Origin of the sequence: Streptomyces sp. NBC_01723 (assembly GCF_036246005.1) — a bacterium.
In the GTDB taxonomy this organism is placed as follows: domain Bacteria; phylum Actinomycetota; class Actinomycetes; order Streptomycetales; family Streptomycetaceae; genus Streptomyces.
Window position 1 is genome coordinate 1,517,221 of the sequence record NZ_CP109171.1, and the last position, 24,935, is coordinate 1,542,155.

Annotated in this window: 23 protein-coding genes; 6 read left to right on the plus strand and 17 right to left on the minus strand. The window is 73.9% G+C overall.

The annotated features are described in order from the left end of the window. Nucleotides 1–125: 125 nt before the first annotated feature. From pheT to infC, 7 genes are all read right to left on the minus strand, one after another. Nucleotides 126–2,648, minus strand: a complete 2,523-nt coding sequence (pheT, locus tag OIE75_RS07240; RefSeq protein WP_329470027.1) for a phenylalanine--tRNA ligase subunit beta — start codon at nucleotides 2,646–2,648, stop codon at nucleotides 126–128. Continuing rightward, entirely contained in the window at nucleotides 2,648–3,769 is a 1,122-nt protein-coding gene (pheS, locus tag OIE75_RS07245) for a phenylalanine--tRNA ligase subunit alpha (protein ID WP_307010669.1), read from the minus strand. The genes pheT and pheS overlap by 1 nt, the downstream gene beginning before the upstream one ends. A gap of 169 nt (nucleotides 3,770–3,938) precedes the next feature. Continuing rightward, nucleotides 3,939–5,078: a sensor histidine kinase gene (locus OIE75_RS07250; protein WP_329470029.1), complete on the minus strand. Its 1,140-nt coding sequence runs from the start codon at nucleotides 5,076–5,078 to the stop codon at nucleotides 3,939–3,941. A 50-nt stretch (nucleotides 5,079–5,128) separates the two neighbouring features. After that, nucleotides 5,129–5,977, minus strand: coding sequence for a TrmH family RNA methyltransferase (locus OIE75_RS07255; RefSeq protein ID WP_329470030.1), 849 nt, complete (start codon nucleotides 5,975–5,977; stop codon nucleotides 5,129–5,131). A gap of 181 nt (nucleotides 5,978–6,158) precedes the next feature. Then, nucleotides 6,159–6,542, minus strand: a complete 384-nt coding sequence (gene rplT / locus OIE75_RS07260; protein ID WP_004002577.1) for a 50S ribosomal protein L20 — start codon at nucleotides 6,540–6,542, stop codon at nucleotides 6,159–6,161. A 97-nt stretch (nucleotides 6,543–6,639) separates the two neighbouring features. Next, entirely contained in the window at nucleotides 6,640–6,834 is a 195-nt protein-coding gene (gene rpmI / locus OIE75_RS07265; RefSeq protein ID WP_003977225.1) for a 50S ribosomal protein L35, read from the minus strand. Between the two features lie 108 nt (nucleotides 6,835–6,942). Next, on the minus strand, nucleotides 6,943–7,605 hold the full coding sequence (infC, locus tag OIE75_RS07270; RefSeq protein WP_307017790.1) for a translation initiation factor IF-3: 663 nt from the start codon (nucleotides 7,603–7,605) through the stop codon (nucleotides 6,943–6,945). A 385-nt stretch (nucleotides 7,606–7,990) separates the two neighbouring features. Here infC and OIE75_RS07275 point away from each other — a divergent pair, with 385 nt between their 5' ends. After that, on the plus strand, nucleotides 7,991–8,347 hold the full coding sequence (locus OIE75_RS07275; protein WP_055416031.1) for a DUF1844 domain-containing protein: 357 nt from the start codon (nucleotides 7,991–7,993) through the stop codon (nucleotides 8,345–8,347). Here the strand turns inward: OIE75_RS07275 and OIE75_RS07280 are convergent. Continuing rightward, nucleotides 8,338–9,135 carry an SseB family protein gene (locus OIE75_RS07280; protein WP_329473944.1) on the minus strand — a complete coding sequence of 266 codons (798 nt, stop codon included), beginning with the start codon at nucleotides 9,133–9,135 and terminating at the stop codon, nucleotides 8,338–8,340. The genes OIE75_RS07275 and OIE75_RS07280 overlap by 10 nt on opposite strands. 456 nt (nucleotides 9,136–9,591) lie before the next feature. On the opposite strand from OIE75_RS07280, the gene OIE75_RS07285 reads away from it, so the two are divergent. Further along, nucleotides 9,592–10,326, plus strand: coding sequence for a serine hydrolase (locus OIE75_RS07285; protein ID WP_307017792.1), 735 nt, complete (start codon nucleotides 9,592–9,594; stop codon nucleotides 10,324–10,326). On the opposite strand, the gene mycP is transcribed toward OIE75_RS07285, so the two are convergent. Then, the gene (gene mycP, locus OIE75_RS07290; RefSeq protein WP_307010681.1) at nucleotides 10,311–11,507 is read right to left on the minus strand and encodes a type VII secretion-associated serine protease mycosin; all 1,197 of its coding nucleotides are present in this window, start codon (nucleotides 11,505–11,507) and stop codon (nucleotides 10,311–10,313) included. The genes OIE75_RS07285 and mycP overlap by 16 nt on opposite strands. Next, nucleotides 11,504–12,538 carry a hypothetical protein gene (locus OIE75_RS07295; RefSeq protein ID WP_329470032.1) on the minus strand — a complete coding sequence of 345 codons (1,035 nt, stop codon included), beginning with the start codon at nucleotides 12,536–12,538 and terminating at the stop codon, nucleotides 11,504–11,506. The genes mycP and OIE75_RS07295 overlap by 4 nt, the downstream gene beginning before the upstream one ends. A 1,236-nt stretch (nucleotides 12,539–13,774) precedes the next feature. Here OIE75_RS07295 and OIE75_RS07300 point away from each other — a divergent pair. After that, nucleotides 13,775–14,977 carry an amino acid deaminase/aldolase gene (locus OIE75_RS07300; protein WP_329470034.1) on the plus strand — a complete coding sequence of 401 codons (1,203 nt, stop codon included), beginning with the start codon at nucleotides 13,775–13,777 and terminating at the stop codon, nucleotides 14,975–14,977. Between the two features lie 14 nt (nucleotides 14,978–14,991). Here the strand turns inward: OIE75_RS07300 and OIE75_RS07305 are convergent, their stop codons facing one another. Genes OIE75_RS07305 through OIE75_RS07320 form a run of 4 tightly spaced genes read right to left on the minus strand, consistent with a single transcriptional unit; the run spans nucleotide 14,992 to nucleotide 19,643 of the window. Continuing rightward, nucleotides 14,992–16,014 carry a DUF2510 domain-containing protein gene (locus OIE75_RS07305; RefSeq protein WP_329473945.1) on the minus strand — a complete coding sequence of 341 codons (1,023 nt, stop codon included), beginning with the start codon at nucleotides 16,012–16,014 and terminating at the stop codon, nucleotides 14,992–14,994. A gap of 37 nt (nucleotides 16,015–16,051) precedes the next feature. Further along, on the minus strand, nucleotides 16,052–16,834 hold the full coding sequence (locus OIE75_RS07310) for a 3-oxoacyl-ACP reductase (RefSeq protein ID WP_329470035.1): 783 nt from the start codon (nucleotides 16,832–16,834) through the stop codon (nucleotides 16,052–16,054). Then, complete coding sequence (locus OIE75_RS07315) at nucleotides 16,831–18,270, minus strand: aldehyde dehydrogenase family protein (RefSeq protein ID WP_329470036.1); 1,440 nt, start codon at nucleotides 18,268–18,270, stop codon at nucleotides 16,831–16,833. The genes OIE75_RS07310 and OIE75_RS07315 overlap by 4 nt, the downstream gene beginning before the upstream one ends. Nucleotides 18,271–18,278: 8 nt before the next feature. Continuing rightward, nucleotides 18,279–19,643, minus strand: coding sequence for a glutamine synthetase family protein (locus OIE75_RS07320; RefSeq protein ID WP_329470037.1), 1,365 nt, complete (start codon nucleotides 19,641–19,643; stop codon nucleotides 18,279–18,281). 73 nt (nucleotides 19,644–19,716) lie between these two features. Here OIE75_RS07320 and OIE75_RS07325 point away from each other — a divergent pair, with 73 nt between their 5' ends. Beyond that, nucleotides 19,717–20,451 (plus strand): FadR/GntR family transcriptional regulator, encoded by a 735-nt coding sequence (locus OIE75_RS07325; RefSeq protein ID WP_329470038.1) that lies wholly within the window; start codon nucleotides 19,717–19,719, stop codon nucleotides 20,449–20,451. Between the two features lie 75 nt (nucleotides 20,452–20,526). Beyond that, complete coding sequence (locus OIE75_RS07330) at nucleotides 20,527–21,222, plus strand: gamma-glutamyl-gamma-aminobutyrate hydrolase family protein (RefSeq protein WP_329473946.1); 696 nt, start codon at nucleotides 20,527–20,529, stop codon at nucleotides 21,220–21,222. A gap of 27 nt (nucleotides 21,223–21,249) precedes the next feature. On the opposite strand, the gene OIE75_RS07335 is transcribed toward OIE75_RS07330, so the two are convergent. Further along, nucleotides 21,250–22,197 (minus strand): LysR family transcriptional regulator, encoded by a 948-nt coding sequence (locus OIE75_RS07335; protein WP_307010693.1) that lies wholly within the window; start codon nucleotides 22,195–22,197, stop codon nucleotides 21,250–21,252. A gap of 70 nt (nucleotides 22,198–22,267) precedes the next feature. Here OIE75_RS07335 and OIE75_RS07340 point away from each other — a divergent pair, with 70 nt between their 5' ends. Further along, the gene (locus OIE75_RS07340; RefSeq protein ID WP_329470039.1) at nucleotides 22,268–23,425 is read left to right on the plus strand and encodes a TDT family transporter; all 1,158 of its coding nucleotides are present in this window, start codon (nucleotides 22,268–22,270) and stop codon (nucleotides 23,423–23,425) included. Here OIE75_RS07340 and OIE75_RS07345 read toward each other — a convergent pair. Continuing rightward, nucleotides 23,352–24,077 carry a helical backbone metal receptor gene (locus tag OIE75_RS07345; RefSeq protein WP_329470040.1) on the minus strand — a complete coding sequence of 242 codons (726 nt, stop codon included), beginning with the start codon at nucleotides 24,075–24,077 and terminating at the stop codon, nucleotides 23,352–23,354. The genes OIE75_RS07340 and OIE75_RS07345 overlap by 74 nt on opposite strands. Then, nucleotides 24,074–24,643 (minus strand): helix-turn-helix domain-containing protein, encoded by a 570-nt coding sequence (locus tag OIE75_RS07350; RefSeq protein ID WP_307010699.1) that lies wholly within the window; start codon nucleotides 24,641–24,643, stop codon nucleotides 24,074–24,076. The genes OIE75_RS07345 and OIE75_RS07350 overlap by 4 nt, the downstream gene beginning before the upstream one ends. Between the last annotated feature and the right edge of the window lie 292 nt (nucleotides 24,644–24,935).

Genomic DNA, 24,935 nt, shown 5'->3' on the forward strand with positions numbered 1-24,935 from the left:
GTTCTCCGCGCCCCTTCAGGGACGTCACCCGAACGCCGCCAAGGGGCGCGGGGAACTGCGCGAGCGACCACGACGTACCCGCGGCCGCCAACCGGCAGAAGCCCCCCGCCCCTTGGGCGCCCCGCCTAACTGCGCAGCACCGCTCCGACCCGCTCGCCCGCGAGGGCCACCGCCGCGTCCCGCGCGGCCGACGCCTCGTCGACGGTGAGCGTCCGGTCCCCCGCGCGGAAGCGCAACGCGTACGCGAGGGACTTGCGCCCCTCACCCAGCTGCTCCGCGTTGTCGTAGACGTCGAACAGCCGGATGGACTCCAGCAGCTCACCCGCCCCGTCCCGCAGCGCCGCCTCGACGTCCGCCGCGGGCACGTACGCGTCGACCACCAGGGCGACGTCCTGCGTCGCCACCGGGAACGTGGAGATGCCCGGCGCCTGCGGGGTGTCGTTCCCGGCCCGCGCCACGACGTCGAGGTCCAGCTCCATCGCGCAGCTCCGCGCGGGCAGACCGAGCGCCTTGAGCACCCGGGGGTGCAGCTCACCCGCGTGTCCGACGACCCGCTCCGTGCCGTCGACCGTGACGATCAGCTCGGCGCAGCGCCCGGGGTGCCACGGCCCGTACTGTCCCTTGCGGAGGATCAGCTCGGCGCCGGCCTCCCGGGCCACCAGGCGTCCCGCCTCGACGGCGTCGGCCCAGTCGGCCGGACGGCCCTTGCCCCACCAGCCGGCCTGTTCCCGCGCGCCGGTCAGCACGACCGCGACGTGCCGCGGCTGGTCGGGCAGCGCGGCGTTCAGCGCGGCGAGGTCGTCGTCGCCGGGCCTCCGGTCGACGGGCAGGTTGGCGGCGACCCGCCGCTCGTCGCGGGGGTGGAAGACCAGGCCGGTCTCGAAGAGCGCCAGGTCGTGCGAGCCCCGGCCGTCGTTGCGGCGCAGCGCGCCGAGCAGGCCCGGCAGCAGCGTGCTCCGCAGCGCGGGCTCCTCGTCGCTGAGCGGGTTGACCAGCTTGACGACGCGGCGGGCCGGGTCGTCGGCGTCCAGCCCGAGCTGGTCGAAGACCTGCTCGCTGACGAACGGGTAGTTCAGCGCCTCGACGTAGCCCGCGCCGGCCAGCGCCCGGCCGACCCGGCGGTGCAGCCGCTGCCGGGAGGTCAGGCCGCGGCCCGCGGAGGGCCTGGGCAGGGTGGAGGGCAGGTTCTCGTATCCCTCCAGCCGGATGACCTCTTCGGCCAGGTCGTTCGGGTCGGTCAGGTCGGGCCGCCAGGACGGGACGGTGACGATCAGTTCGTCCTGCCCGTACACGTCGCAGCCGACCTCCTGGAGGCGGCGTACGACGGTCTCGCGGCCGTACGTGACACCGGCGACCTGGTCGGGGTGGTCGGCGGGGACGCTGATGGTGTGCGGTGCGCAGGGGGCGCTGATCTCCGTGACGCCGGCCTCGGCGGTGCCGCCCGCGAGCAGCACCAGCAGGTCGACGGTGCGCTGCGCGGCAGCGGCGGCGGCCTGCGGGTCCACGCCGCGCTCGAAGCGGCGGGAGGCCTCGGAGGACAGCTTGTGCCGGCGGGCGGTGCGGGCGATGGACACCTGGTCGAAGTGGGCGGCCTCGATGACCACGTCACTCGTCGCGTCGCCGCCGTTCTCCGCGGCGTCGTGGTCCGCGATCTCGGTGTTGGCGCCGCCCATGACGCCGGCGAGACCGATCGGGCCCCGGTCGTCGGTGATGACCAGGTCCTCGGCGTGCAGCTTCCGCTCGACGCCGTCGAGGGTGACGATCTTCTCGCCCTCCTCGGCCCGGCGCACGCCGATGGTGCCCTGGACGAGGCCCCGGTCGTAGGCGTGCAGCGGCTGGCCCAGTTCCATCATCACGTAGTTGGTGACGTCGACGGCCAGCGAGATCGGGCGCATGCCGACCTTCTGGAGGCGCCGCTGGAGCCAGATCGGGGAGCGCGCCTCGGCGCTGAGGCCGGTCACCGTGCGGGCGGTGAAGCGGTCGCAGCCGGTGGGGTCGGCGATCTTGACGGGGTAGCCGTAGGCGTTGGGGCCCGGCACGTCGATGAGGGCCGGGTCGCGCAGCGGCAGGCCGTAGGCGATGGCCGCCTCGCGGGCCACGCCGCGGATGGACAGGCAGTCGCCGCGGTTGGCGGTGACGGCGATGTCCAGGACCTCGTCGACCAGCTCGAGCAGTTCGATGGCGTCCCTGCCGACCTCGGTCTCCGGCGGCAGCACGATGATGCCGTGGCTGCCGTCGTCGCCCATGCCCAGCTCGTCGCCGGAGCAGATCATGCCGTGGGACGTCTTGCCGTAGGTCTTGCGGGCGGAGATCGAGAAGCCGCCGGGCAGGGTGGCGCCGGGCAGGACGACGACGACCTTGTCGCCGACGGCGAAGTTCCGGGCGCCGCAGACGATCTCCTGCGGCTCACCGGTGCCGTTGGCCTGTCCGACGTCGACGGTGCAGAAGCGGATCGGCTTCTTGAAGCCCTCCAGCTCCTCGATGGTCAGCACCTGGCCCACCACGAGGGGGCCCTTGAGGTCGGCGCCCAGGTGCTCGACGGTCTCGACCTCCAGACCGGCCGAAATCAGCTTGGCCTGCACGTCGCGGCCGGTCTCGGTGGCCGGCAGGTCGACGTACTCCCGCAGCCAGGAAAGCGGGACCCGCATCAGATCTCCATCCCGAACGGCCGGGTGAACCGGACGTCACCCTCGACCATGTCTCGCATGTCCTCGACGTTGTGGCGGAACATCAGCATCCGCTCGATGCCGAACCCGAAGGCGAAGCCGCTGTACTTCTCCGGGTCGATGCCGCAGGCGGTGAGCACCCGCGGGTTGACCATGCCGCAGCCGCCCAGCTCGATCCAGCCCTCGCTGGAGCAGGTGCGGCAGGGCCGGTCGGGGTTGCCGACGGACGCGCCCTTGCAGACGTAGCAGAGCATGTCCATCTCGGCGGAGGGCTCGGTGAAGGGGAAGAAGTTCGGCCGCAGCCGGGTCTTCATCTCCGCGCCGAACAGCGACTGGACCATGTGGTCCAGGGTCCCCTTGAGGTCCGCCATGGTCAGGCCCTCGTCGACGGCGAGCAGCTCGACCTGGTGGAAGACGGGGGTGTGCGTGGCATCCAGCTCGTCGGTGCGGTACACCCGGCCGGGGCAGATCACGTAGACCGGCAGCTCGCGCTCCAGCAGTGAGCGGATCTGCACGGGCGAGGTGTGGGTGCGCAGCACGACGCCGGACTCGGAGCCGCCGTCGGGGCCCTCGACGAAGAAGGTGTCGGCCTCGCCGCGGGCCGGATGGTCCGGGCCGATGTTGAGGGCGTCGAAGTTGAACCACTCGGCCTCGGCCTCGGGGCCCTCGGCGACCTCGTAGCCCATGGCCACGAAGACGTCCTCGATGCGCTCCGAGAGCGTGGTGAGCGGGTGGCGGGCGCCGGCCGGCACGCGGTCGTGGGGCAGTGTGACGTCCACGGCCTCCTCGACCAGCACGCGCGCGTCACGCTCGGCCTCCAGCTCCGCCTGGCGGGCGGCCAGCGCCTTGTTGACCGCGCCGCGGGCCATTCCGACGCGCTTGCCCGCGTCGGCCTTGGCCTGCGGGGGCAGGGCGCCGATCTCGCGGTTGGCGAGCGCCAGCGGAGAGGCCCCGCCGGTGTGGGCGACCTTGGCCTCCTGGAGCGCGTCGAGGGAGTCCGCGGCGGCGAAGGCGGCGAGCGCCTCGTCCCGCATGCGCTCGATCTCTTCCGGTTTCAACGCCTCGACCTCGACAGGGTCGTACGACTTATTCGGTGCCGACATCTCTTCCCGTGCTTCCGATTGGCTGGCTGGAACGCCCCGTCTACGGTCCGGAGACGGGGCTGGGACGCTTCGTCTGCGGAACTGGACGCAAAGGTGCCAAAGACCGAGTCTAACGGGGCTGTGGAACGCGGATTACGCCCGTGGGGTCGTCCGCCGTCTCAGGTGCTGCTCAGGTGAGATACGCCGGTGCCGCCACGGGCAACGTAAATCGGAACTCGGCGCCGCCGCCGGGGGCGCGGCCGACCGTGATGGTGCCGCCGTGGGCCTCGACGATGCCCTTGACGATGTACAGCCCGAGGCCGGTGCCACCGCGCTTGCTGCCCCGCCAGAAGCGGGTGAAGACGCGGTTCATGGACTCCTCCGGGATGCCGGCCCCTTCGTCGCTCACCGTGACCGACGTGCCGAGGTCCTCCCCTTCACGGGGGGACGCCGTGGGCGTGATGTCAATGGTGACGGTTCCCTCGCCGTGCCGCACGGCATTTTCCAGCAGGTTGCTCAGCACCTGGTCGACCTTGTCGGGGTCGGCCCACAGGTCGGGCAGCGGCCGGCCGAGACGGAGGAGGAAGCGGTCGGCCTCCTGGCCGGAGGCGACGTACGCCTGGATGTGCCGGCCGACGGCGGCGCCGATGTCGACGGGCTGACGGCGGACCTCCAGCCGGCCCGAGTCGATCCGCGAGATGTCCAGCAGTTCGGCGATGAGCCGGGTGACCCGGTCGGCGTCGGCGTCGACGGTCTCCAGCATCAGCCGCTTCTGGTCGTCGGTGAACCTCTCCCACTTGGCCAGCAGCGTCGCCGTGAAGCCCTTGACGGAGGTGAGGGGCGAGCGCAGTTCGTGGGCGACGGTGGCGATCAGCTCGGCGTGGCTGCGTTCGGTACGACGGCGGGCCTCGGTGTCACGCAGGGTGACGACGACGCGGTGGACGGGGCCGAGACGCTCGACGCGGACGTAGCGGGCGGAGACGAGGACTTCCCGGCCGCCGGGGAGCAGGAGGTTGCGCTCGGGCTGGCCGGCGCGGATGGCGAGGCCGCCGTAGGGGTCGGTGAGCTGCCACCAGCGGCGGCCCTCCAGGTCCTCCAGGGGCAGGGCCTTCTCCAGCGGCCGGCCGAGGGCTTCGGCGGCCGGGACGGCCGTGATGCGGGCGGCGGCGGCGTTGAAGCAGACCACGCGGCCGAGCTCGTCGGCGACGACCAGGCCGTCGGGCAGCTCGTCCGGGTCCAGGCCCGGGCCGGCGAGATCACCGGGGGTGCGGGGCGCGGGCGGACGCGGCGCTCCCCGGGCTCCCGGCGCGCTGCTCGTGCCGACACTCATCCGCGTATCCCACCTCTCAGCCGCGCGGGGGCCCTGGGCAGGTCACCCTACTAGGCGTTGGTGACGGAGCGGCACCCTCCGGCGGCGCGCTGTGCACGCGCCGACGCGTAGAGACATACGGCGGCGGCGGTCGCCAGGTTCAGGCTCTCGGCCTTCCCGTGGATCGGGACGCGCAGGACGGCGTCGGCGAGGCCGCGGGTCTCCTCGGGGAGCCCCCATGCCTCGTTGCCGAACACCCAGGCGGTGGGGCCGCCCATGGTGCCGGCGTCCAGCTCGGCGTCGAGGTCCTGCTCCCCCGCGCCGTCGGCGGCGACCACCCGGACCCCGGCGTCCCGCAGCCCGGCCACGGCGCGTTCGACGGGGACGCCGACGGCGACCGGCAGGTGGAACAGGGAGCCGACGGAGGCGCGTACGGCCTTGGGGTTGTACAGGTCGACGGAGGCGTCGGTGAGGACGACGGCCTCGGCGCCGGCGGCGTCGGCGCAGCGCAGTACCGTGCCCGCGTTGCCGGGGTCGCGGACGTGTGCGAGGACGGCGACGAGCTTGGGGCGGGCGGCGAGGATCTCGTCGAAGGGGGTGTCGACGAACCGGCAGACCCCGACCAGGCCCTGCGGGGTGACGGTGGTGGAGATGTCCTCGATCACCTGCTCGGCGGCGAGGTGCACGCGCACACCGGCCTGGCGGGCCGCCCCGATGATGTCGGCGTACCGCTCGGCGGCCTCGACGGTGGCGAACAGCTCGACCAGCGTGTCCTCGTACCCGGCGGCCTCCCGCACGGCCTGCGGCCCCTCGGCCAGGAACAGCCGCTCCTTGCCCCGAAAGTTCCGCTTCCCCAGCCGCCGCGCGGCCAGGACACGGGGAGAACGGGGGGAGATCAGCTCGGGGCTGGCGGGTCGCATGCTCTTCCTAACGTTCACAGATATCTCGACGCGGGCTGCACACGCCCTCCGGGGGCGCGGGGAGCTGCGCGACCAGCCACGACGCACCCGCGGCAGACGACGAACCGAACAACGGCAATCGAAGGGACCCGCAGGCCGGAGCCTGCGGGTCCCTTCAACTACGGCTCAAGCCGGCGCAGCGTCACGCAGCCTTGGGCGCGTTCACGTCGCTCGGCAGCGCCTTCTGCGCAACCTCGACCAGCGCCGCGAAGGCACCGGCGTCGTTGACGGCCAGCTCGGCGAGGATCTTGCGGTCGACCTCGACGTTGGCGGCCTTCAGGCCCTGGATGAAGCGGTTGTACGTGATGCCGTTGGCGCGGGCAGCGGCGTTGATGCGCTGGATCCACAGCTGGCGGAAGTCACCCTTGCGCTTCTTGCGGTCGTTGTAGTTGTAGACCAGCGAGTGGGTGACCTGCTCCTTGGCCTTGCGGTACAGGCGCGAACGCTGACCGCGGTAGCCGGAGGCCTGCTCGAGGATCGCCCGGCGCTTCTTGTGGGCGTTGACTGCCCGCTTGACGCGTGCCACTTGTTAACTCCTTGTAGCGGGGCCGCGGTGATCCTCACGCGGCCCGGTATCGATGGGGTCCCGGTCGTGCCGTACGGCGCTCAGTGGCGCCCGTACGTCACTTGCCGAGAAGCTTCTTGATCTTCGCGGCGTCGCCCGGGGCCATCTCGGCGTTGCCGGTCAGGCGGCGCGTCACGCGGGACGACTTGTGCTCGAGCAGGTGGCGCTTGCCGGCGCGCTCACGGAGCACCTTGCCGGAGCCGGTGATCTTGAAGCGCTTGCTGGCACCGCTGTGCGACTTGTTCTTCGGCATAGCGCCGTTCTCTCCTCGTCGGTGGCGCTCCGGTGCCCGGTCGTGAAACCGGGCACGGTGGAACGTCGCTTGTATCGGTTACGTCCTGGGGACTGGCGTCCCCCGGGGTCACGCCTCGGCGTGTTCCTGAGCCGGGGCCTCGACGTCCTCGACGTCCTCGCCGTCGGCCTCCGCGGCGTTCTGCGACTTGCCGGGGTTGGCCTTCGCGTCAGCCTTGCGGGCTTCCTGCGCCTGGCGAGCCTCGGCCATCGCCTCGGTCTTCTTCTTGTGCGGACCGAGGACCATGATCATGTTTCGGCCGTCCTGCTTCGGGTTCGACTCCACGAACCCGAGGTCGGCCACGTCCTCCGCGAGACGCTGCAGCAGTCGGTAGCCCAGCTCGGGGCGGGACTGCTCGCGGCCGCGGAACATGATCGTGATCTTGACCTTGTCGCCCTGCTTGAGGAACCGGACGACGTGACCCTTCTTGGTGTCATAGTCGTGCGGGTCGATCTTCGGCCGGAGCTTCATCTCCTTGATGACCGTGTGCGCCTGGTTCTTGCGCGCCTCACGGGCCTTCATGGCCGACTCGTACTTGAACTTCCCGTAGTCCATGAGCTTGCAGACAGGCGGACGGGCGTTCGCCGCGACCTCGACGAGGTCGAGGTCGTACTCCTGCGCAAGCTCCAGGGCCTTGGCAAGCGGAACAATCCCGACCTGCTCGCCGCTGGGACCGACAAGTCGCACCTCGGGAACGCGAATCCGGTCGTTGATGCGGGGCTCGGCGCTGATGGATCCTCCTCGGTAGCACCACGCGACGGTCTGGCAAACAGCCGCGTTACGTCTGTGTTCGATAGACCTAACCGCGCCGGTGCACAAAAAATGCCCCGGACGATCACAGGCGGGGCTCCTCGAACTACTACCGGAGCACCGCCGCGATGACCGCGGGGCGCGATTTCGGGCCGGTCGCCGCCGCTGGGACGGGACCGCCTGACCGGTGACCCGCCGTCCCGGAGGACGGCCAGGTGGGAGATCGGAGCCTCCACTTGTGGGCCGGATCCGCTGCCGTGGGCGTGCGTGTCCGACCGGTCGTTACACAAGGTTAGCAGCTCGGCGGGGGAAGGGCTAACCGAGACCGAGTGGGGCCGGATCGCCCGCTGCGCCTATCGTGTGCGGCATGAGTGACACCCCGCCTGAGACGCCCGACTTCGACGCCATGACCCGCGACATCGCGGAGGTCCCCGCGGTCGAGGTGATCGTGACGGTCGCCGTCAACCTGATGAGCGCCGCCGCCGTGAAGCTGGGGCTGACCGAGGAGGGCGAGGCGCACAAGGACCTGGACGAGGCGCGCAAGCTGGTGCACGCGCTGGCCGGTCTGCTGGACGCGACGGCGACCGAGATCAGTTCCTTCCACGCGGCGCCGCTGCGGGACGGCCTGAAGTCGCTCCAGCTGGCCTTCCGCGAGGCGTCGCTCGTCCCGGACGAGCCGGGCCAGGGTCCGGGCGAGAAGTACACGGGCCCCGTCTACGGCTGACCCTGCCCCTCCCGCACGTACAAGGGCTCGCCCGGCGGCGTGGCCCCGGCCGGCAGCAGTGCCAGGTCGAGGCCGCGCACCAGGCGGGCCCTCAGCGTCTCGTCGGCGGCCAGCCGCTCGGCGACGGCACGGGCTGCCTTCGCCGGGTCGTCCTGCGCCGGATCCAGGACCAGCGCCAGCGTGCCGTCGGCCCGGCCCCGCCCGAGGTGCGCCCGGAGCACGGCCGGCTCCGCGGCCAGGGCGGCCCGTACGGCGTCGGTGACGGCCGGATCGGCGAGCGGGTCGGTCGTCGTACGTCCCTCGGCCAGCGCCAGCAGCACCGCTCCGGTCAGTTCGAACGGCACCGGTCCGGCCAGATCGAGGACGACCGTGTCCGCCTTCTCGTGCGCGGCGGCCTGCAGCGCCTGGTGCACGGGTACGGCGACGGGGCGGGCCGCGGGGTCCCAGCGGGCGAGCGACGCGGTGGACGTGAACGCGGGCAGCGCGGTACGGCCGCCGGCCTTCAGGGTCGGCACCGCCATGTCACTGGTCTTCTCCCGGCGCAGCCCGCCCTCCCGTCGCCCACCACCACCCTTCCAAGGAGCTTCGCGCCCCTCTTGACTGTCCTCCTCCACCTCCCCGAGCACGGCCACGACGGGCACCAGCAGCCGGGCCCCCTTGAGTGCCTCCAGCACCGGCGCCAGGGCGGTGCGGTCCTCGGCCCAGGCGGCGAGCGCGGCGACGAGCCGGGGGTCGGCGGAGCCGTCGTCGTCGGAGTAGCCGGAGTCTGGAATGTTCTTGTTCACCACGGTCCCCGACCCTAGTTCAGGGTGTCTGCCCGTCGGCGAGGGGGCGTGGCCGGGGGCCGGGGGCCGCAGGCCGAGCCACTGCTCGGCGTCCCAGGCCCAGAACCGCTCGACCTCGGTGAACCCCAGCCTTGCCGCGAGGCGCATCGAGCCGACGTTGGCGGTCTGGGTGGCCAGCACGACCGGCTCACCGGGAAGGGCGGCGTCGAACCATTCGACGAAGACCGGACGGTCCCGGGCCTCGGGCTCACGGAGCACGAGACGCTTGGTCCTGATCGGGACGGGCGGCCAGCCGACGTCCGCGAGTTCGGTCATAGTGGCCAGCCAATCAGCGGGCCGGGCGGCGATCAAGGCCGGGCGGGGGCGTCGTATCGTCGGCGGTCCTGGTGCCCGTGGCGGGAGGGGTCGTCGGTGAGGGGCGAGACGGTCGTGGAGCGGGACGTGCCGCTGGCCGCTGCCATGGCGGCGGCCGGTCTGCGGGACGGTGTCGAGGTTGCGGTGGCGGGGCTTGATCCGGAGGCCGGGGTGGGGGCGGCCTACGGTGCGGGGGTCTTCGAGACGGCGAGCGTCGTCAAGGTCGGCATTCTGGCGGCGCTGCTGCTGCGGGCGCGGGACGCGGGGCGGGTGCTGACCGTCGCGGAGCGGGCGCATGCCGCCGCGATGGTCGAGCGGAGTGACAACGACTCGGCTTCGGCGTTGTGGCGGGCGATCGGCGGGGCGCGGGGGCTGGACGCGGCGAACGAGCGGTTCGGGCTGACGGGGACCGCGGGCGGCGAGGGGACGCTGTGGGGGCTGACGCGGACGACGGCCGTGGATCAGGTCGCGCTGCTGCGGCAGTTGTTCGTCGCGGACGGTTCCGAGCTGAGCGCGGACGCACGGGCGTACGTGACCGGGTTGATGGGGCGGATCGCGGACGGTCAGCGGTGGGGGGTGTCGGCGGCGGCCGACGGTTCCGCGTGGGCGCTGAAGAACGGCTGGCTGCGGCGGAGCACCACCGGGTTGTGGGTGGTCAACAGCGTCGGGCGGGTCACCTCGGGCGGTCACGACCGGCTGGTCGCGGTGGTGTCGCGGGGCAGCGCGACCCTGGCGGAGGGGATCGCGCTGGTCGAGGCGGCGGCCCGGGCGGCGGTGTCCGTCCTCGCCGGTGAGGGCGACGGGAGTGGCCGGGCGGAGCGGGATCAGAAGTCGTCGTAGCGTTCGCGGCGGCCGCGCCACAGGACGACGGCGGCGACCACGAGGACGCCGCCCGCGCCGCCGGCCAGCGGAGCCGCCCAGGCGGAGGTGGAGTCGTCGGAGTCGGCGGTGTCGGGGCCGGAGCCGAAGTACTTGTCGCCGTAGGCCGCCGAGTTCAGACCCTCCGGCTTCAGCCGTCCGGCCGCCTCGATCGCGGCGGCGGGGTCCACGAAGCCGAAGCCGCGGGAGTCGTCGCGGCCCTCGGCGGGGGCGTTGCGGGCGGTGTCCTCCAGCAGGGCCTTGACCTGGGCCGGGCCGAGGTCCGGATGGGCCGCCTTCACCAGTGCGGCGGCGCCGGAGACGAAGGCCGAGGCGGCGCTGGTGCCCCATCCCTCGTAGTACCGGTGATCGGGGTCGGCGATGATCACGTCGACGCCGGGCGCGCTGACCGTGGCGTACCAGCGGCGGGTGGAGAAGGAGGCGCGGGTGCCGTAGCGGTCGACGGCGGTGGCGGCGATGACGCCCGGATAGGCGGCCGGGTAGGAGACGTGGTCGCCCTTCTCGCCGCCGTTGCCGGCCGAGGCGACGACGATCACGCCCTTCTTCAGGGCGTACTGGATGGCCTCGTCCTCGGCGGGTTCGGGGTGCGCGGAGGCGGAGTCGTCGCCGAGGGAGAGGTTGATGATGTCGGCGCCGTTGTCGGCGGCCCAGCGGATGCCCTCGGCGAGGGCGTTGCCCCGGGTCTTGCGGGCCTTGGCGCGGGAGGGGTCGCCGTCCTCGAGGATCACGCGCAGGGGCATGATCCTGGCCTCCGGGGCGATGCCCATGACGCCGTCGGCGTTGCCGGCGCCGTGGCCGTGCCCGGCGATGATCCCGGCCATGGCGGTGCCGTGCCGGGCCCAGGCGCGGTCGCCCTCGCTCGCGCCGAAGCCGACCAGGTCCTTGCCGGTGACGACGTTGCCGGCCAGGTCGGGGTGGTCGGCCTCCACGCCCGTGTCCAGGACGGCGACGGTGACGCCGGCGCCCTTGGTGGTGCGCCAGGCGTCCTGGGTGTGCATGGCGTCCAGGGCCCACTGCTGGGCGCGGATGCCGTCGGCGTGTGCGGCGGGGGCGGGGACGAGCACGAGGGCGCCCGCCAGCAGGAGGCTCAGGGCGGTGCCTGCCCGGCGGGTGCGGCGGGTGTTCACCTGGGGTGCGTTCACGACGGGTGCTCCGTGGCCTGGCCCACGTTCTTGCGCAGGGCGCGTTCGACGCGGTCGGCGAGGCCCTTCGCCTCGTGGCCGAGGCCGGCCTGGGCGGGGGCGGACGTGGCGCCGGACTCCATGGCCTCCTCGGCGGGCTCGGGGTCGTCGACGGGGCGTGCGTCGGCCCAGCCGGAGACGGCGTAGACGACGACGGGGGCGTCGGTGAGGACGGAGACGGTCCAGGCGGCCCGCTGCGGGGCGCCGAACCCGGCGGCGACGGTGTCCTTCGCGGCGTAGGGCAGCGGCATCAGGTCGTCGCGGCCGGCCAGGCCCTCCTTCTCGAACCGCTTCGCCAGTGAGGTCATGGCGGCGGTGTCTGCCTTGGTGAACAGCATGCCGACGGTGGTGACGTGGCTCCGGGTGGCGTCGGTGTACGTGGCGCGCAGCAGGCGCCGGCAGCCGACCGGGTCGAGCACCTTGGTGAGCAGCCGGTCGAAGGCCTCGGCGCAGTCGCCGTCCGGGGCGACCGCGACCCGCGTCCAGGTGCGGTCGGCGCCGCCGGGTCCGGCGCCCTGGCCCCGCACGGTGGGCGGGAACAGCTGGTCGACCGGCACGTTGTGCCACAGGTCCCCGGCCTCGGTGAACGCGCTGCGCGCGCCACCGTCTCCGGAGTCTCCGGCGAGCCAGCTGCCGGTGACCGCTCCGGTGAGGAGCCCCACGCCGAGCACGAGACAGACGGCGGCGGCGAGGGCCTGCGGCCGCAGCCGCCCGCCGAGCGGGCGGGGCCGGGCGAGCCCGTCGTACCCCTCGGGCCGCCCGAACGACACCCGGGGCCGCCCGTCGCCGGGCACCACCGGGGCGCTCCACGAGAACGCGGGGTCGGGACCGGAGTCGCGGTCCGCCACCGGCTCGGCGGGCACGGGCCGCAGCCGCCGGGTCGTCTCGGAGGGGGTCTCCTCGGGGACGGCGGTCCGCTGGGCCGACGACCGGGACGCCCCGGTTCCCCGAAGGGCCTCGCCCGCACCGAGGCCGTGCGCCGTGCGCCCCACCGGGCCGCGAGGCGGGTCCTGGGGCGCGGGAACGTCTCGCCGGGGCGAGCCCGGCACGGTACCCGGGGGGCGTGCGGCGGGAGCGTCCGGGCGCGCGGTGGGCGCCGCTGAGCGCGCGCCGGGTGTCTCCGGGCGCGTGACGCCGGGAGCCGGGGCATCGCTGCCGACGGTGGGCGGGGCATCGGGGAAGCGGGCGGAAGCGTGTGGTGCGGCGTCCCGCCCGACAGACGGCGCAGCATCCGGGAACCGGGCCGAAGCACGCGGCTCGGCCTCACGCCCGACAGACGGCGCAGCATCCGGGAACCGGGCCGAAGCACGCGGCGGCGGTGCGTCCTGTCCCTGTCCGCCGCGTGAGCGGTCGTCGAGGCGGAGGCGCGGGTACGGGGGCGCCTCCGGGGCCGGCGAAGGCTCTCGGCCCGGGGTCTCGCCGCTCCCCGGGAGGGCCGCTGCGGCGCCGGTGTCCCGGGACGGGGCCTGCGTGCGCTGTCCGGGGACGTGGTCCGACGAACGCCGGCCGGCTCCCACCGCGTCGGTGTCGTGCGACGCCGGCGCCTGGGCCGGGCGGGGCGGCGTGGCGGGGCGCGGTGGGTTCCGCGGGTGGGCCGCGGCGCCCGTGAGATCGGCGGTGCCGGAACCGGACGCGGTGACCGACGCGGCGCCGGCACCACCCGCGACCGCTCCGGAAGCCGGGGGCGTCGCGGGGCGCGGTGGCGCAGCGGGGCGGGACGGAGCGCCGGGGGTCCGGGAGGCGTCGGCCGGAGCGGGTTCCGTCGCGGGACGCGGTGGGAACTGCGGCCGGGCCGGGGCGGCGGTGCCCGAGCCGGACGCGGTGGCCGACGGGGTCCAGGGGTGCCGTGCCGGGTCCTGGTCGTCGGGTCCCGGCGGTGGCGGGTGTTCCCCCGGTGGGGCGGTGGGGCGGGGCGGATGGGAGGCGCGGCGCGCTTCCGTGCTCATGCACCCCCCGTTTCTCGGGCCCGGGCCGTTCTCCGGCGCGGGCCGGTGATGTCTCCTGCCCCGGCCCGGCGCGGACCGATCCGTCCCGGGCACGCATACCCGCACGGGAGGACCGCCATCCCGGCGCGAGCCCGGGGGCCCGGCCGCCCGGGGTCGTTCCGCCGTGCGTGCGCGTCACTCTACGGCGTGACCCCGCCCGGCGGGGAACCAGTCCGCACGCCCGTGGCATTGGCCCGGAACGTCCCCCTACCCTGCGGTAATCCTGTCTGGCAGGCTTCGAGCATGACTGCGCGCGCCGCCGACCGGGCCCGTTACGACCGGGCCACCGCCCATCTGGACGCCCCCGTGGCCATCGTGGACCTGGAGGCGTTCGACGCCAACGCGGACGACCTGGTCCGCCGGGCCGGCGGCAAGCCGGTCCGGGTGGCCAGCAAGTCCGTACGCTGCCGTGCCCTGCTGGAACGCGCCCTGGCCAGGGACGGTTTCGCCGGCCTCATGTCGTACACACTGGCCGAGTCCCTGTGGCTGGCCCGCTCCGGCTTCGAGGACGTGCTGCTCGCCTACCCGTCGGCGGACCGCACCGGATACGCCGAGCTGACCGCCGACCCGAAGCTCGCCTCCGCGGTGACCGTGATGGTCGACGACCCGGCGCAGCTGGACCTCATCGAAGCGGCCCGCGACGGCGGCCGCGAAGTCGTCCGGGTCTGCCTGGAGTTGGACACCTCGCTGCGGCTGCTCGGCGGCCGGGTGCGGGTCGGCGCCCGCCGTTCCCCGCTGCACTCCCCCGCCGAGATGGCCGAGCTGGCCCGGGCCGTGGCCCGCCGCAAGGGGTTCGAGGTCGTCGGTGTCATGGCGTACGAGGGCCATGTCGCCGGGGTCGGGGACGCGGTGGCCGGGCGGCCGCTGCGGTCACGTGCGGTGCGGCTGATGCAGGCCGCCGCCCGCCGGGAACTCGCCGAGCGCCGCGCCGCGGTGGTGCGGGCCGTGCGGGCGGTGGTGCCGGGCCTGGAGTTCGTCAACGGCGGCGGCACGGGCAGCGTGCAGCACACGGCGGCCGAGGAGGCGGTCACGGAGATCGCCGCCGGGTCCGGCCTGTACGTGCCGCGCCTGTTCGACAACTACACCTCGTTCACCGGGCGTCCGGCGGCGCTGTTCGCGCAGCCCGTCGTACGGCGCCCCGGCGTCGGGGTCGTGACCGTGCTGGGCGGCGGCTATCCGGCCTCCGGCGCGGCCGGCGCCGACCGGCTGCCGGTGCCGTACCTGCCCGAGGGGCTGCGCTACGACCCCCAGGAGGGCCCCGGCGAGGTGCAGACGCCGCTGCTCGGTTCGCCCGCCGACGACCTGCTGATCGGCGACAAGGTGTGGTTCCGGCACGCCAAGGCCGGTGAGCTGTGCGAGCGGTTCGACGCGCTGCACCTGGTGGAGGGGGACGCGGTGACGGCGACGGTCCCGACGTACCGGGGCGAGGGGCACACCTTCCTCTAGACCCCGACGCGCCGTCAGTCCGTCGGACCGATGCCGCTGCCCACGCCGCCGCCCGTGTCCGCGTCGCCGATGGGCCGGATGCCCTTGGTGATCCTGTCCATGTCGGCGAGCGGCGGCCCGTCCTCGCCCGCGTCGAAGACGTAGCGGACGAGGATCGGGGACTCGGTGCCGACGGTGGAGGGGAACACCAGCGACTGCACGTAGCCGCCGGGCCCCTTGGCCGTCTCCACCCGCCAGCGCACGTAGTAGCCCGCGCGTCCGGCGACCGCGACCTGCCCGGACGCCACCTCCTCGTGCGACTCGATGCCGCCGAAGGGCTTGTTGCCGACCAGGTCGCGGTCGTACGCGTCGTCGGCGGCGTCCTCGATGTCCTGCCGGGCGAGGGTCTTCGGGGAGGACTCGGCGTTCGACGTGACGGTGCGGGAGACGACCATTCCGTGCCGGCACACTCCGCCGTCCGCCGGGCAGTCGTAGGTGCCGTCCGTGGTCATCATGACGTCGTCCTCGGCGACGTGCTCGGGCAGGACCCAGCCGTCCGGCAGCGGGAAGGTGACGCCGTTGAGCTGGTCCTCGACCACGGCGGGGTCGCCGGCGGAGGGTTCGGAGGGGGTGGGCGACGGCTCCTCGGTCACCGGCGCGGGGTCGGTGGCGGTCGGGGTGACGGGCGGCGCCTGCGTCTCGGGACCGCCTCCGTCGTCCTCGCCCAGGACGAACACACCGGTGACGATCGCGGCGACAAGCACGGCCGCGGCGACGGTGAGGGCGACGGCCTTCCCGCGCCCGGTGCCGCCCTGCCGGCCCTGTCCACCGCCCGCGAACAGCGGCACTGTCGACGGCGGGCCGGGCTGCGCCGGGGGCGTCGCGTGCTGGGCGGCGCCGTACCCGGTGGTCGCGGGTGCGCCGTACCCGGTGTCCCCGGGCGCTCCGTACCCGGTGGCTCCCGGTGCGCGCCGGTGCTCGGTCCAGGCCGTGCCGTCCCACCAGCGTTCCTGGTGGGCGGCCGACGGGTCGCGGTACCAGCCGGGCGGCGGCGTCATGCTCATTCCGGCACTGTAGGACGCCGCGCGCGGTGATCTACAGCGGTGTGACGTACGCCCCGGAAATCCCGCCGTCCACCAGGAAGTCGGTGGCGTTCACGAAGGAGGAGTCGTCGCTGGCCAGGAAGGCGACGGCGGCGGCGATCTCGTCGGCCTCGGCGAACCGCCCGACCGGAATGTGCACCAGGCGGCGGGCGGCCCGCTCGGGGTCCTTGGCGAACAGCTCCTGGAGGAGCGGGGTGTTGACCGGGCCCGGGCAGAGCGCGTTGACGCGGATGCCCTCCCGGGCGAACTGCACGCCCAGTTCGCGGGACATGGCGAGGACGCCGCCCTTGGACGCGGTGTACGAGATCTGGGAGGTGGCCGCGCCCATCCGCGCCACGAAGGACGCGGTGTTGATGATGGACCCCCGGCCCTGGCGCCGCATGTACGGGATGGCGGCCTTGCAGCACAGGTAGACGGAGGTGAGATTGACCTCCTGGACGCGCTTCCACGCCTCCAGGCCGGTCTCCAGGATCGAGTCGTCGTCGGGCGGTGAGATGCCGGCGTTGTTGAACGCGACGTCGACGCTGCCGTAGGTGTCGTAGGCGGTACTGAACAACGTCTCGACCTGCTCGGGGTCGGTGACGTCGGCCATGACGAAGGTCCCGCCGACCTCCTCGGCCGCCGCCTTGCCCCGGGCCTCGTCGACGTCGCCGCAGACGACGTGCGCGCCCTCGGAGGCGAGCCGGCGGACGGTCGCGAGGCCGATGCCACTGCCGGCTCCGGTGACGACGGCGGTACGGCCGACAAGCCTGCGGCAGACGATCTCTTCGCTCACTGTGCGGGGCCCTCCGTGCTCGACGAGGCGGTGCTGATGAAGACGTTCTTGGTCTCGGTGAACGCGGTCAGCGCGTCCGGGCCGAGTTCGCGCCCGAGTCCGGACTGCTTGAAGCCGCCGAACGGGGTCCAGTAGCGGACGCTGGCATGGGAGTTGACGGACAGGTTCCCGGCGCGGACCGCGGCCGAGACGCGCAGGGCGCGGCCGACGTCCCGCGTCCACAGTGAGCCGGACAGGCCGTAGTCGGTGGCGTTGGCCAGGCGGACCGCGTCGGCCTCGTCCTCGAAGGGCAGTACGACGGCGACGGGCCCGAAGACCTCCTCGACCGCTACCCGGGCGTCCGGGTCGGCGCCGGTGAGGACCGTGGGCGGGAACCAGAAGCCGGGGCCGCCCTCGGGGGCCTTGCCGCGGATGCCGTCGGCGCCGTCGGGGACGTAGGAGCGGACGCGGTCCAGTTGGGCGCGGGAGATCAGGGGGCCCATGTCGGTGCTCTCGTCGGCCGGGTCGCCGACCCGGACGGAGTCGATCGCCGGGGCCAGGAGGGAGAGGAAGCGGTCGTACACGGGGCGCTGGACGAGGATGCGGGTGCGGGCGCAGCAGTCCTGGCCGGAGTTGTCGAGGAAGGACATGGGTGTGGCGGCCGCGGCGGCCTCCACGTCGGCGTCGGCGAAGACGATGTTGGGGCTCTTGCCGCCGAGTTCGAGGGTGACGGGCTTGAGGAGCGCGGCTCCCTTGGCGGCCACCCGCCGGCCCACGGTCGTGGACCCGGTGAAGACGATCTTCGCCACGCCGGGGTGCTCCACCAGCGCGTCGCCCGCGACCGGCCCGTGTCCCGGCAGCACCTGGAACAGCCCCTCGGGCAGCCCCGCGTCCAGGGCGAGTTCGGCGAGCCGCAGCGCGGTCAGCGGGGTCGTCTCGGCGGGCTTGAGGAGGACCGCGTTGCCCGCCGCGAGCGCCGGTGCCGTGCCCCAGGCGGCGATCGGCATCGGGAAGTTCCAGGGGGCGATGACGCCGACGACGCCGAGCGGTTCGAGGATCGTCACGTCCAGGCCGCCGGGCACCGGGATCTGGCGTCCGGTGAGCCGCTCCACTCCCCCGGCGGCGTAGTCGAGCAGGTCGCGGACGTTGCCGGCCTCCCAGCGGGCGTTGCCGATGGTGTGCCCGGCCTCGCGGACCTCCAGCCGGGCCAGTTCCTCCAGGTGCTCGTCGACGGTGGCGGCGAAGCGGCGCAGCAGCCGGGCCCGGTCGCCGGGGGCGAGGGCGGCCCAGGCGGTCTGCGCCCGGGCGGCCCGTACGACGGCGGCGTCGACGTCGGCCGCGGAGGCGGCGGGGACGGTGGCGACGACCTCTTCGGTGGCGGGGTTCAGTACCCGTAGTACGTCGGGCAGTTCGGCGGACGGGCCGGACAGGTCAGGCAGGTCGGGCAGGTCGGACAACGGGTACCTCACATGCGTTCGAAGGAGCGGCGCAGTTCCCAGTCCGTGACGGCGGCGTCGTAGGCGTCGATCTCGACGCGCGCCATGTTGCGGTAGTGCGCGACGACCTCGTCCCCGAAGGCGGCCTTGGCGAGGGTGCTGTTCTCCCACAGCTCGGCGGCCTCGCGCAGGGTGGTGGGGACGTGGGCGTAGTCGGCGGTGTAGGCGTTGCCCGCGCAGGGTTCGGGCAGCTCCAGCCGCTGTTCGAGGCCGTGCAGTCCGGCCGCCACCATGCCCGCCACCGCCAGGTACGGGTTGACGTCTCCGCCGGGCAGCCGGTTCTCGAAGCGCAGGGAACGGCCGTGGCCGACGACGCGCAGGGCGCAGGTGCGGTTGTCGTGTCCCCAGGCGACCGCGGTCGGCGCGAAGGATCCGGGCTGGAAGCGCTTGTAGGAGTTGATGTGGGGGGCGTAGAGGAGCGAGAACTCGCGCAGTGCCACGAGTTGTCCGGCGAGGAAGTGCCGCATGACCTCGGACATGCCGCCCGCTTGGTCGCCGGCCATGACGGCGGCGCCGTCCTCGTCGGCGAGGGAGAGATGGATGTGGCAGGAGTTGCCCTCGCGCTCGTTGTACTTGGCCATGAAGGTGAGGGACATGCCCTCCTGGGCGGCGATCTCCTTGGCGCCCGTCTTGTAGACCGCGTGCTGGTCGCAGGTGACCAGGGCGTCGTCGTAGCGGAAGGCGATCTCGTGCTGGCCGGGGTTGCACTCGCCCTTGGCGGACTCGACGGTGAGCCCGGCGCCCGCCATCTCGTTGCGGATGCGGCGCAGCAGGGGTTCGATGCGGCCGGTGCCCAGCACCGAGTAGTCGATGTTGTACTGGTTGGCCGGGGTCAGGCCGCGGTAGTTCGCGTCCCAGGCCTGTTCGTAGGTGTCCCGGAAGACGATGAACTCCAGCTCGGTGCCGGCCCGCGCGGTCAGGCCGTGACCGGCGAGGCGTTCGAGCTGGCGGCGCAGGATCTGGCGGGGCGCGGCGAGCACCGGGTTGCCGTCCTCCCAGGCGAGGTCCGCGACGACCATCGCGGTGCCCTCGTTCCAGGGCAGGCGGCGCAGGGTGGCCAGGTCGGCGTGCATGGCGAAGTCGCCGTAGCCGCGGTCCCAGGAGGACATCGCGTAGCCGTCCACGGTGTTCATGTCGGCGTCGACGGCGAGGAGGTAGTTGCAGCCCTCGGTGCCGTGTGCCAGGACCTCGTCGAGGAAGAAGCGGGCCGCGAACCGCTTGCCCTGGAGGCGGCCCTGCATGTCGGGGAAGGCCAGGACGACGGTGTCGATGTCACCGGCGGCGACGAGGGCGTGCAGTGCCTCGACCCCGAGCGGGGGTGTGCGGTCTGGCACGGGGAGAGCCTCCTTTGGCCGGGAGCCATAAGGTATTGCCGAGAACCATTGGCTGGGAAGGGGGCGCGGCCGCATGCCGGAGGAAACCGGGGGGAGCGTGACGGACCGGCTCGCACCGGTGTTGCGGCCGGTGCGGGCCGGCAACGGCTTCGAGGAGGCGCTGGAGCAGATCCTTCAAGTGGTCAGGCTGGGGCTGGTGTCCGGGGACGAGCGGCTGCCGGCCGAGCGGGAGCTGGCGGAGCGGCTCGGGATCAGCCGGGTGACCCTGCGCGAGGTGCTGCGGGTGCTCCAGGACCAGGGGCTGGTGGAGGCCCGGCGGGGGCGGTACGGCGGAACGTTCGTGCTGCCGCGTGCGGACGCCGGCGGCGAGGACGAACTGCGGCGGCGGGTGGCCGGGGTCGACATCGAGGACGTACTGCGCTTCCGCGAGGTGCTGGAGGTGGGCGCGGCCGGGCTGTGCGCGGCGCACGGGCTGACGGACGGCCGGGCAGCGCGGCTGAGCGAGTCGCTGGCCGCGACCCGGGACGCTCCACTGGCGGAGTACCGGCGGCTGGACACGAGGCTGCACCTCACCCTCGCGGAGCTGTGCGGGTCGGCGGCCCTGGCGGCGCAGTACGCGGCCGTCCGGGCCACCCTGAACGACCTGCTGGACTGCATCCCGCTGCTGGTGCGCAACCTGGAGCACTCGCAGCGGCAGCACACGGCGCTGGTGGCGGCCGTGCTCGACGGGGACGCGGACGCGGCCCGCGAGATCACGCGGGAGCACTGCGCGGGGACGGCGGCGCTGCTGCGGGGGTTCCTGACGTGAGTGTGCCGCGCGGGCGTGTCCCACGCGGGCAAAGGTATGAGGACGGTCCATAGCGGCAGGCGGAGGGCTCGGATGGTGACGGACAGACCGCTGATCGGCGTCAGCACGTACCTGGAGACCGGGGCGCGCTGGGGCGTGTGGGAACTGGAGGCGGCGCTGCTGCCCGCCGGGTATCCGCGGCTGGTGCAGCGGGCGGGAGGCCTGGCGGTGATGCTCCCGCCGGACGTGCCGGAGCACGCCGCGGCCACGCTCGCCCGCCTCGACGGACTGGTGATCGCGGGCGGCCCGGACGTGGAGCCGGTCCGCTACGGCGCGACCCCGGATCCCCGCACCGGCCCGCCCGCGCGCGCCCGCGACACGTGGGAGCTGGCCCTCGTCGAGGCGGCCCTGGCCGCGCACGTCCCGCTGCTGGGCGTCTGCCGCGGCATGCAGCTCCTCAACGTCGCCCTGGGCGGCACCCTCGTCCAGCACATCGAGGGCCACGCCGAGGTGGTCGGCGCCTTCGGCGGTCACCCGGTCAAGCCGGTACCGGGCACGCTGTACGCCGGTGTGGTCCCCGAGGAGACCTTCGTCCCGACCTACCACCACCAGGCGGTGGACCGCCTCGGCACCGGCCTCACCCCGTCGGCCCACGCGGCGGACGGCACGGTGGAGGCCCTGGAACTCCCGTCCGCCCCCGCCTGGGTCCTGGGCGTCCAGTGGCACCCGGAGATGGGCGAGGACGTACGGGTGATGCGGGCTCTGGTGGAGGCGGCGGCCCGGCCCTCCTGAGCGCCGGGGGCGGACACGCCGAGCCCTCTACACCCGCGTCAGCGACAGCAGTTGCCGTGCCGGCCCCGTGGGCCGGTGCCCCGTGGGCCATACCGCCCGTAGCTCGCGGGCCAGGGTGACGTCCGCGAGGGGGACGCTCACCAGGCGGCGGGTGGTCAGTTCCTCGCCCACCGCGAGTTCGCTGAGGACGGAGGGTCCGGCGCCGCTCACCGCCGCAGCCTTCACGGCCGTGGTGGACGACAGCTCGATCAGGGGGCGGGCCAGGCCGCCCAGGGCCGCGTCCAGGACCTGCCGGGTGCCCGAACCCTTCTCGCGCAGGATCAGCGGGGTCGCCGCCAGTTCCGAGGCCGCCAGCGGGCGCCGGCGGCGGGCCCACGGGTGGCCCGGCGCGGTGACGACGATGAGGCGGTCGTGGGCGATGACCGCGGAGTCCAGGCCGGCGGGCACGCTGACGCCCTCCACGAAGCCGAGGTCGGCCTCGTCGGCCAGCAGTCGTGCCGCCACCGTCGCCGAGTTCCCGGCGAGCAGGGAGACCGCCGTGTCGGGCAGCTGGCTGCGCAGGGCGACCAGCCAGCCCGGCAGCAGGTACTCGGCGATCGTCATGCTCGCCGCAACCCGCAGCCGCGAGTCCCGCCGGTCCCGCAGCGCCTGCGCGCCCGCGTCGAACGCCTCGGCGGCCTCGACGATCCGTCGCGCCCAGTCCGTGACCAGCACGCCCGCGTCCGTCAGCCGGGAGCCGCGCGGCGAACGGTCCACCAGCGCGACCCCCAGCTGCCGCTCCATCGACCGGACGCGGCTGCTGGCGGCCGGCTGCGTGATGCCCAGCTCGCGCGCGGCGCCGCCGAGGCTGCCCAGCCGGGCCACCGCCAGCAGCAGCTCCATCGCGCCGAGGTCGGGGACCCGGTGCGCCAACGAACCCGGCACACCCTGACCGCCCTGACCGGCCTGCTCACCCTCCGCACTGCTCCTGCTCATAACCCCAGCTTATGCCCTCATAGAGGCATGGTCCCTGGTCAGCGGCCTCGGCCGCGACGATCGTGGACGCATGGTCACCGTCGCCCAGCCCCACTCCCCCGCCGCGGCCCCCGCCCGGCGCGTCCCGGCCGTCCGCCATCTCGGACCCAACTGGTACGCCTGCGTCATGGGCACCGCCGTCGTCGGCGGCGCCGGAGCCGCGCTGCCGGGGCACATACCCGGGCTGCGCCCCGTGTGCACCGCGTTCTGGGCCCTGTCCCTCGTCCTCCTCGCGGCGCTGCTCGTGGCCCGTTCCCTGCACTGGTACCACCACCGGGACCAGGCCCGCGCGCACCTGCTCGACCCGGCCGCGGCCCCGTTCTACGGCTGCCTGTCGATGGCTCTGCTGGCCGTCGGCGGCGGCGCCCTGACGGTCGGCCGGGACTGGATCGGCACCTCGGCGGCGGTCGCCCTGGCCGCCGTGCTGTTCACCGCCGGTACGGTCGTCGGGCTCGCGGCGGCCGTCGCCGTGCCGTACCTGATGGCCGTACGGCACCGGGTGGAGCCGGGGCAGGCGAGCCCGGTCTGGCTGCTGCCGCTGGTCGCGCCCATGGTGTCGGCGGCCGTCGGTCCGCCGCTGGTCCCGCACCTCCCGCCGGGACAGCTCCGCGAGACGCTGCTGCTCGCCTGCGTCGCGCTGTTCGGGGTGAGCCTGCTCGCGACCCTGGTGACCCTGCCGGTGATCTTCGGCCGGCTGCTCACCGGCGGCCCGCTGCCGCTCGCGCTCACCCCGTCGCTGTTCCTGGTCCTGGGCCCGCTCGGGCAGTCGACGACCGCCGTGGGCCAGTTCGCGGACGTGGCCCCGGGCGTCGTTCCGCCGCCGTACGCCGAGGGCTTCGGGGTGCTCGCCGTGCTCTACGGCGTGCCGGTGACGGGCTTCGCGCTGATGTGGCTGTGTCTGGCCACCGCGCACGTGGTGCGGGCGCGGCGCGAGGGCATGGGCTTCTCGATGACGTGGTGGTCGTTCACCTTCCCGGTGGGCACCTGTGTCACCGGCGCGGAGGCCCTGGCCCGGCACACCGGGCTCGTCGTCTACGACGGGCTGACGGTCGTCCTGTACGCCGTGCTGGTCACGGCCTGGGCGGTCGCCGCCGTGCACACGACCCGCGGCCTGTTCAGCGGTGTGCTGCTCGCAGGGCCGCGGCCAGTGCCCGCGGCGCCTCGGCCAGTGACGGCCCGTACCACGTGAGGTACCGCCCGTCGACGAGGGCACAGGACAGCCCGGGGAACGCCTCCGGGCCGTCGCCGGCGGTGAAGCGGTACGGCTCGTCCGGCAGGACCACGACGTCCGGACGGGCCGCCCGCAGGTCCTCGAGGGGGATCTTCGGATACCGCTCGGGGTGGGAGGCGTGGAGGTGGTCGACGCCCAGGCGGGACAGCACGTCACCGGCGAAGGTGTCGCGGCCCAGCACCATCCAGGGCCTGCGCCAGATCGGCACCACGGCGGTGCGGCGCTCCCCGGGCGGCGGGGACGGCAGTGCGGACCAGGCCGCCTCGGCCTCGTCCAGCCACCGGGGCCGGGAGCGGGCACCGCAGGCGGTCAGCACGCGGTCCATCTCGGTCAGGGCCTGCGACACGGTGCGCACCTCGGTCACCAGCACCTCGACGCCCGCCTCGCGCAGGGCGTCGAGGTCGGGGGCGCGGTTCTCCTCCTCGTTGGCGATCACCAGGTCGGGGGCGAGGGCGATGATCCGGTCGGTCTTCGGGTTCTTGGTGCCGCCGACCCGTACGACGTCGAGCCCGGCCGGGTGGGTGCACCAGTCGGTGGCACCGGCGAGGACATCGGGGAGGGTACGGGCCACCGCCTCGGTCAGGGAGGGCACCAGGGAGACCACCCTCACCGGCGGGGCCCCTCCCGGACCGCCTCGATGTGCTCGGCGACGGCGACCACGACCAGCCGGGTGTCGGGCACCGTGGCCCGCCACCGGTGCCGCACGCCGCCCGTGAGGTACAGCGTGTCGCCCCGGCCCAGCCGGTAGGCGCGGCCCTCGGCCTCGATCTCCACGGCGCCCTCGGCGACGAACATCAACTGGTCGTTGCGGTACTGGAGTTCACGGCCCACGTCATGGTCGCCGGTGAACTCGGAGGCGTGCATCTGGTGGTGCCCGCGCACCAGCGAACGCACCCTGGGGGCCAGCTCGGGGTCGGGGTCCTCGTTGCGGACCACGTCGACGCTGCACGCGGGGTCGGCGGCGGCGAGCAGCTCCACGGCGGTGGTGCGCAGGGCGTCGGCCACCTTCTCCAGGGAGCTCTGACTGGGCCGCGCCCGGTCGTTCTCGATCTGGCTGAGGAAGGGCACGGACAGGCCGCTGCGCTCGGACACCACGGCGAGAGTCAGGTCGAGGGACCGGCGCCGGCGCCGTACGGCCGCGCCGACCCGGAGGTGCTGATCCTTGTGGTCGCCCATCGCTCCGGCTCCCTCCTTCACCCGTCGTCGTGCCGCCGCGGTGCCCGTCTCGGGTCGCCGTCCTCCTGATGAGTTCTCTGCACCCTACGCATGTTCGGCAAACCGTTTCATGCGGCCGTCACATCGATGTCACGGTGCGGTGGCCGGGACCTCACAGTTCTCGCCACGCGCGGGCCGCTCCGTCCCACGTGCCGGACGCCTTACCGGTTCAAGGCGCGGAGGGCCCCGCGTGTTCCCGCCAGCCCCTCCCGCCCCGGCGAGGCGATGCTCGGGCAGGGGGTTGGCGCTCCGT

Coding starts and splice junctions, on each gene's coding strand:
- OIE75_RS07275 (WP_055416031.1), top strand. CDS start 7,991: ATGAGTGACACCCCGCCTGAGACGCCCGACTTCGACGCCATGACCCGC.
- rpmI (WP_003977225.1), bottom strand. CDS start 6,834: ATGCCGAAGAACAAGTCGCACAGCGGTGCCAGCAAGCGCTTCAAGATC.
- OIE75_RS07350 (WP_307010699.1), bottom strand. CDS start 24,643: ATGGGCGACCACAAGGATCAGCACCTCCGGGTCGGCGCGGCCGTACGG.
- pheS (WP_307010669.1), bottom strand. CDS start 3,769: ATGTCGGCACCGAATAAGTCGTACGACCCTGTCGAGGTCGAGGCGTTG.
- OIE75_RS07305 (WP_329473945.1), bottom strand. CDS start 16,014: ATGACGCCGCCGCCCGGCTGGTACCGCGACCCGTCGGCCGCCCACCAG.
- OIE75_RS07285 (WP_307017792.1), top strand. CDS start 9,592: ATGGCGGCGGCCGGTCTGCGGGACGGTGTCGAGGTTGCGGTGGCGGGG.
- OIE75_RS07340 (WP_329470039.1), top strand. CDS start 22,268: ATGGTCACCGTCGCCCAGCCCCACTCCCCCGCCGCGGCCCCCGCCCGG.
- OIE75_RS07335 (WP_307010693.1), bottom strand. CDS start 22,197: ATGAGCAGGAGCAGTGCGGAGGGTGAGCAGGCCGGTCAGGGCGGTCAG.
- OIE75_RS07255 (WP_329470030.1), bottom strand. CDS start 5,977: ATGCGACCCGCCAGCCCCGAGCTGATCTCCCCCCGTTCTCCCCGTGTC.
- OIE75_RS07300 (WP_329470034.1), top strand. CDS start 13,775: ATGACTGCGCGCGCCGCCGACCGGGCCCGTTACGACCGGGCCACCGCC.
- OIE75_RS07325 (WP_329470038.1), top strand. CDS start 19,717: ATGCCGGAGGAAACCGGGGGGAGCGTGACGGACCGGCTCGCACCGGTG.
- OIE75_RS07250 (WP_329470029.1), bottom strand. CDS start 5,078: ATGAGTGTCGGCACGAGCAGCGCGCCGGGAGCCCGGGGAGCGCCGCGT.
- pheT (WP_329470027.1), bottom strand. CDS start 2,648: ATGCGGGTCCCGCTTTCCTGGCTGCGGGAGTACGTCGACCTGCCGGCC.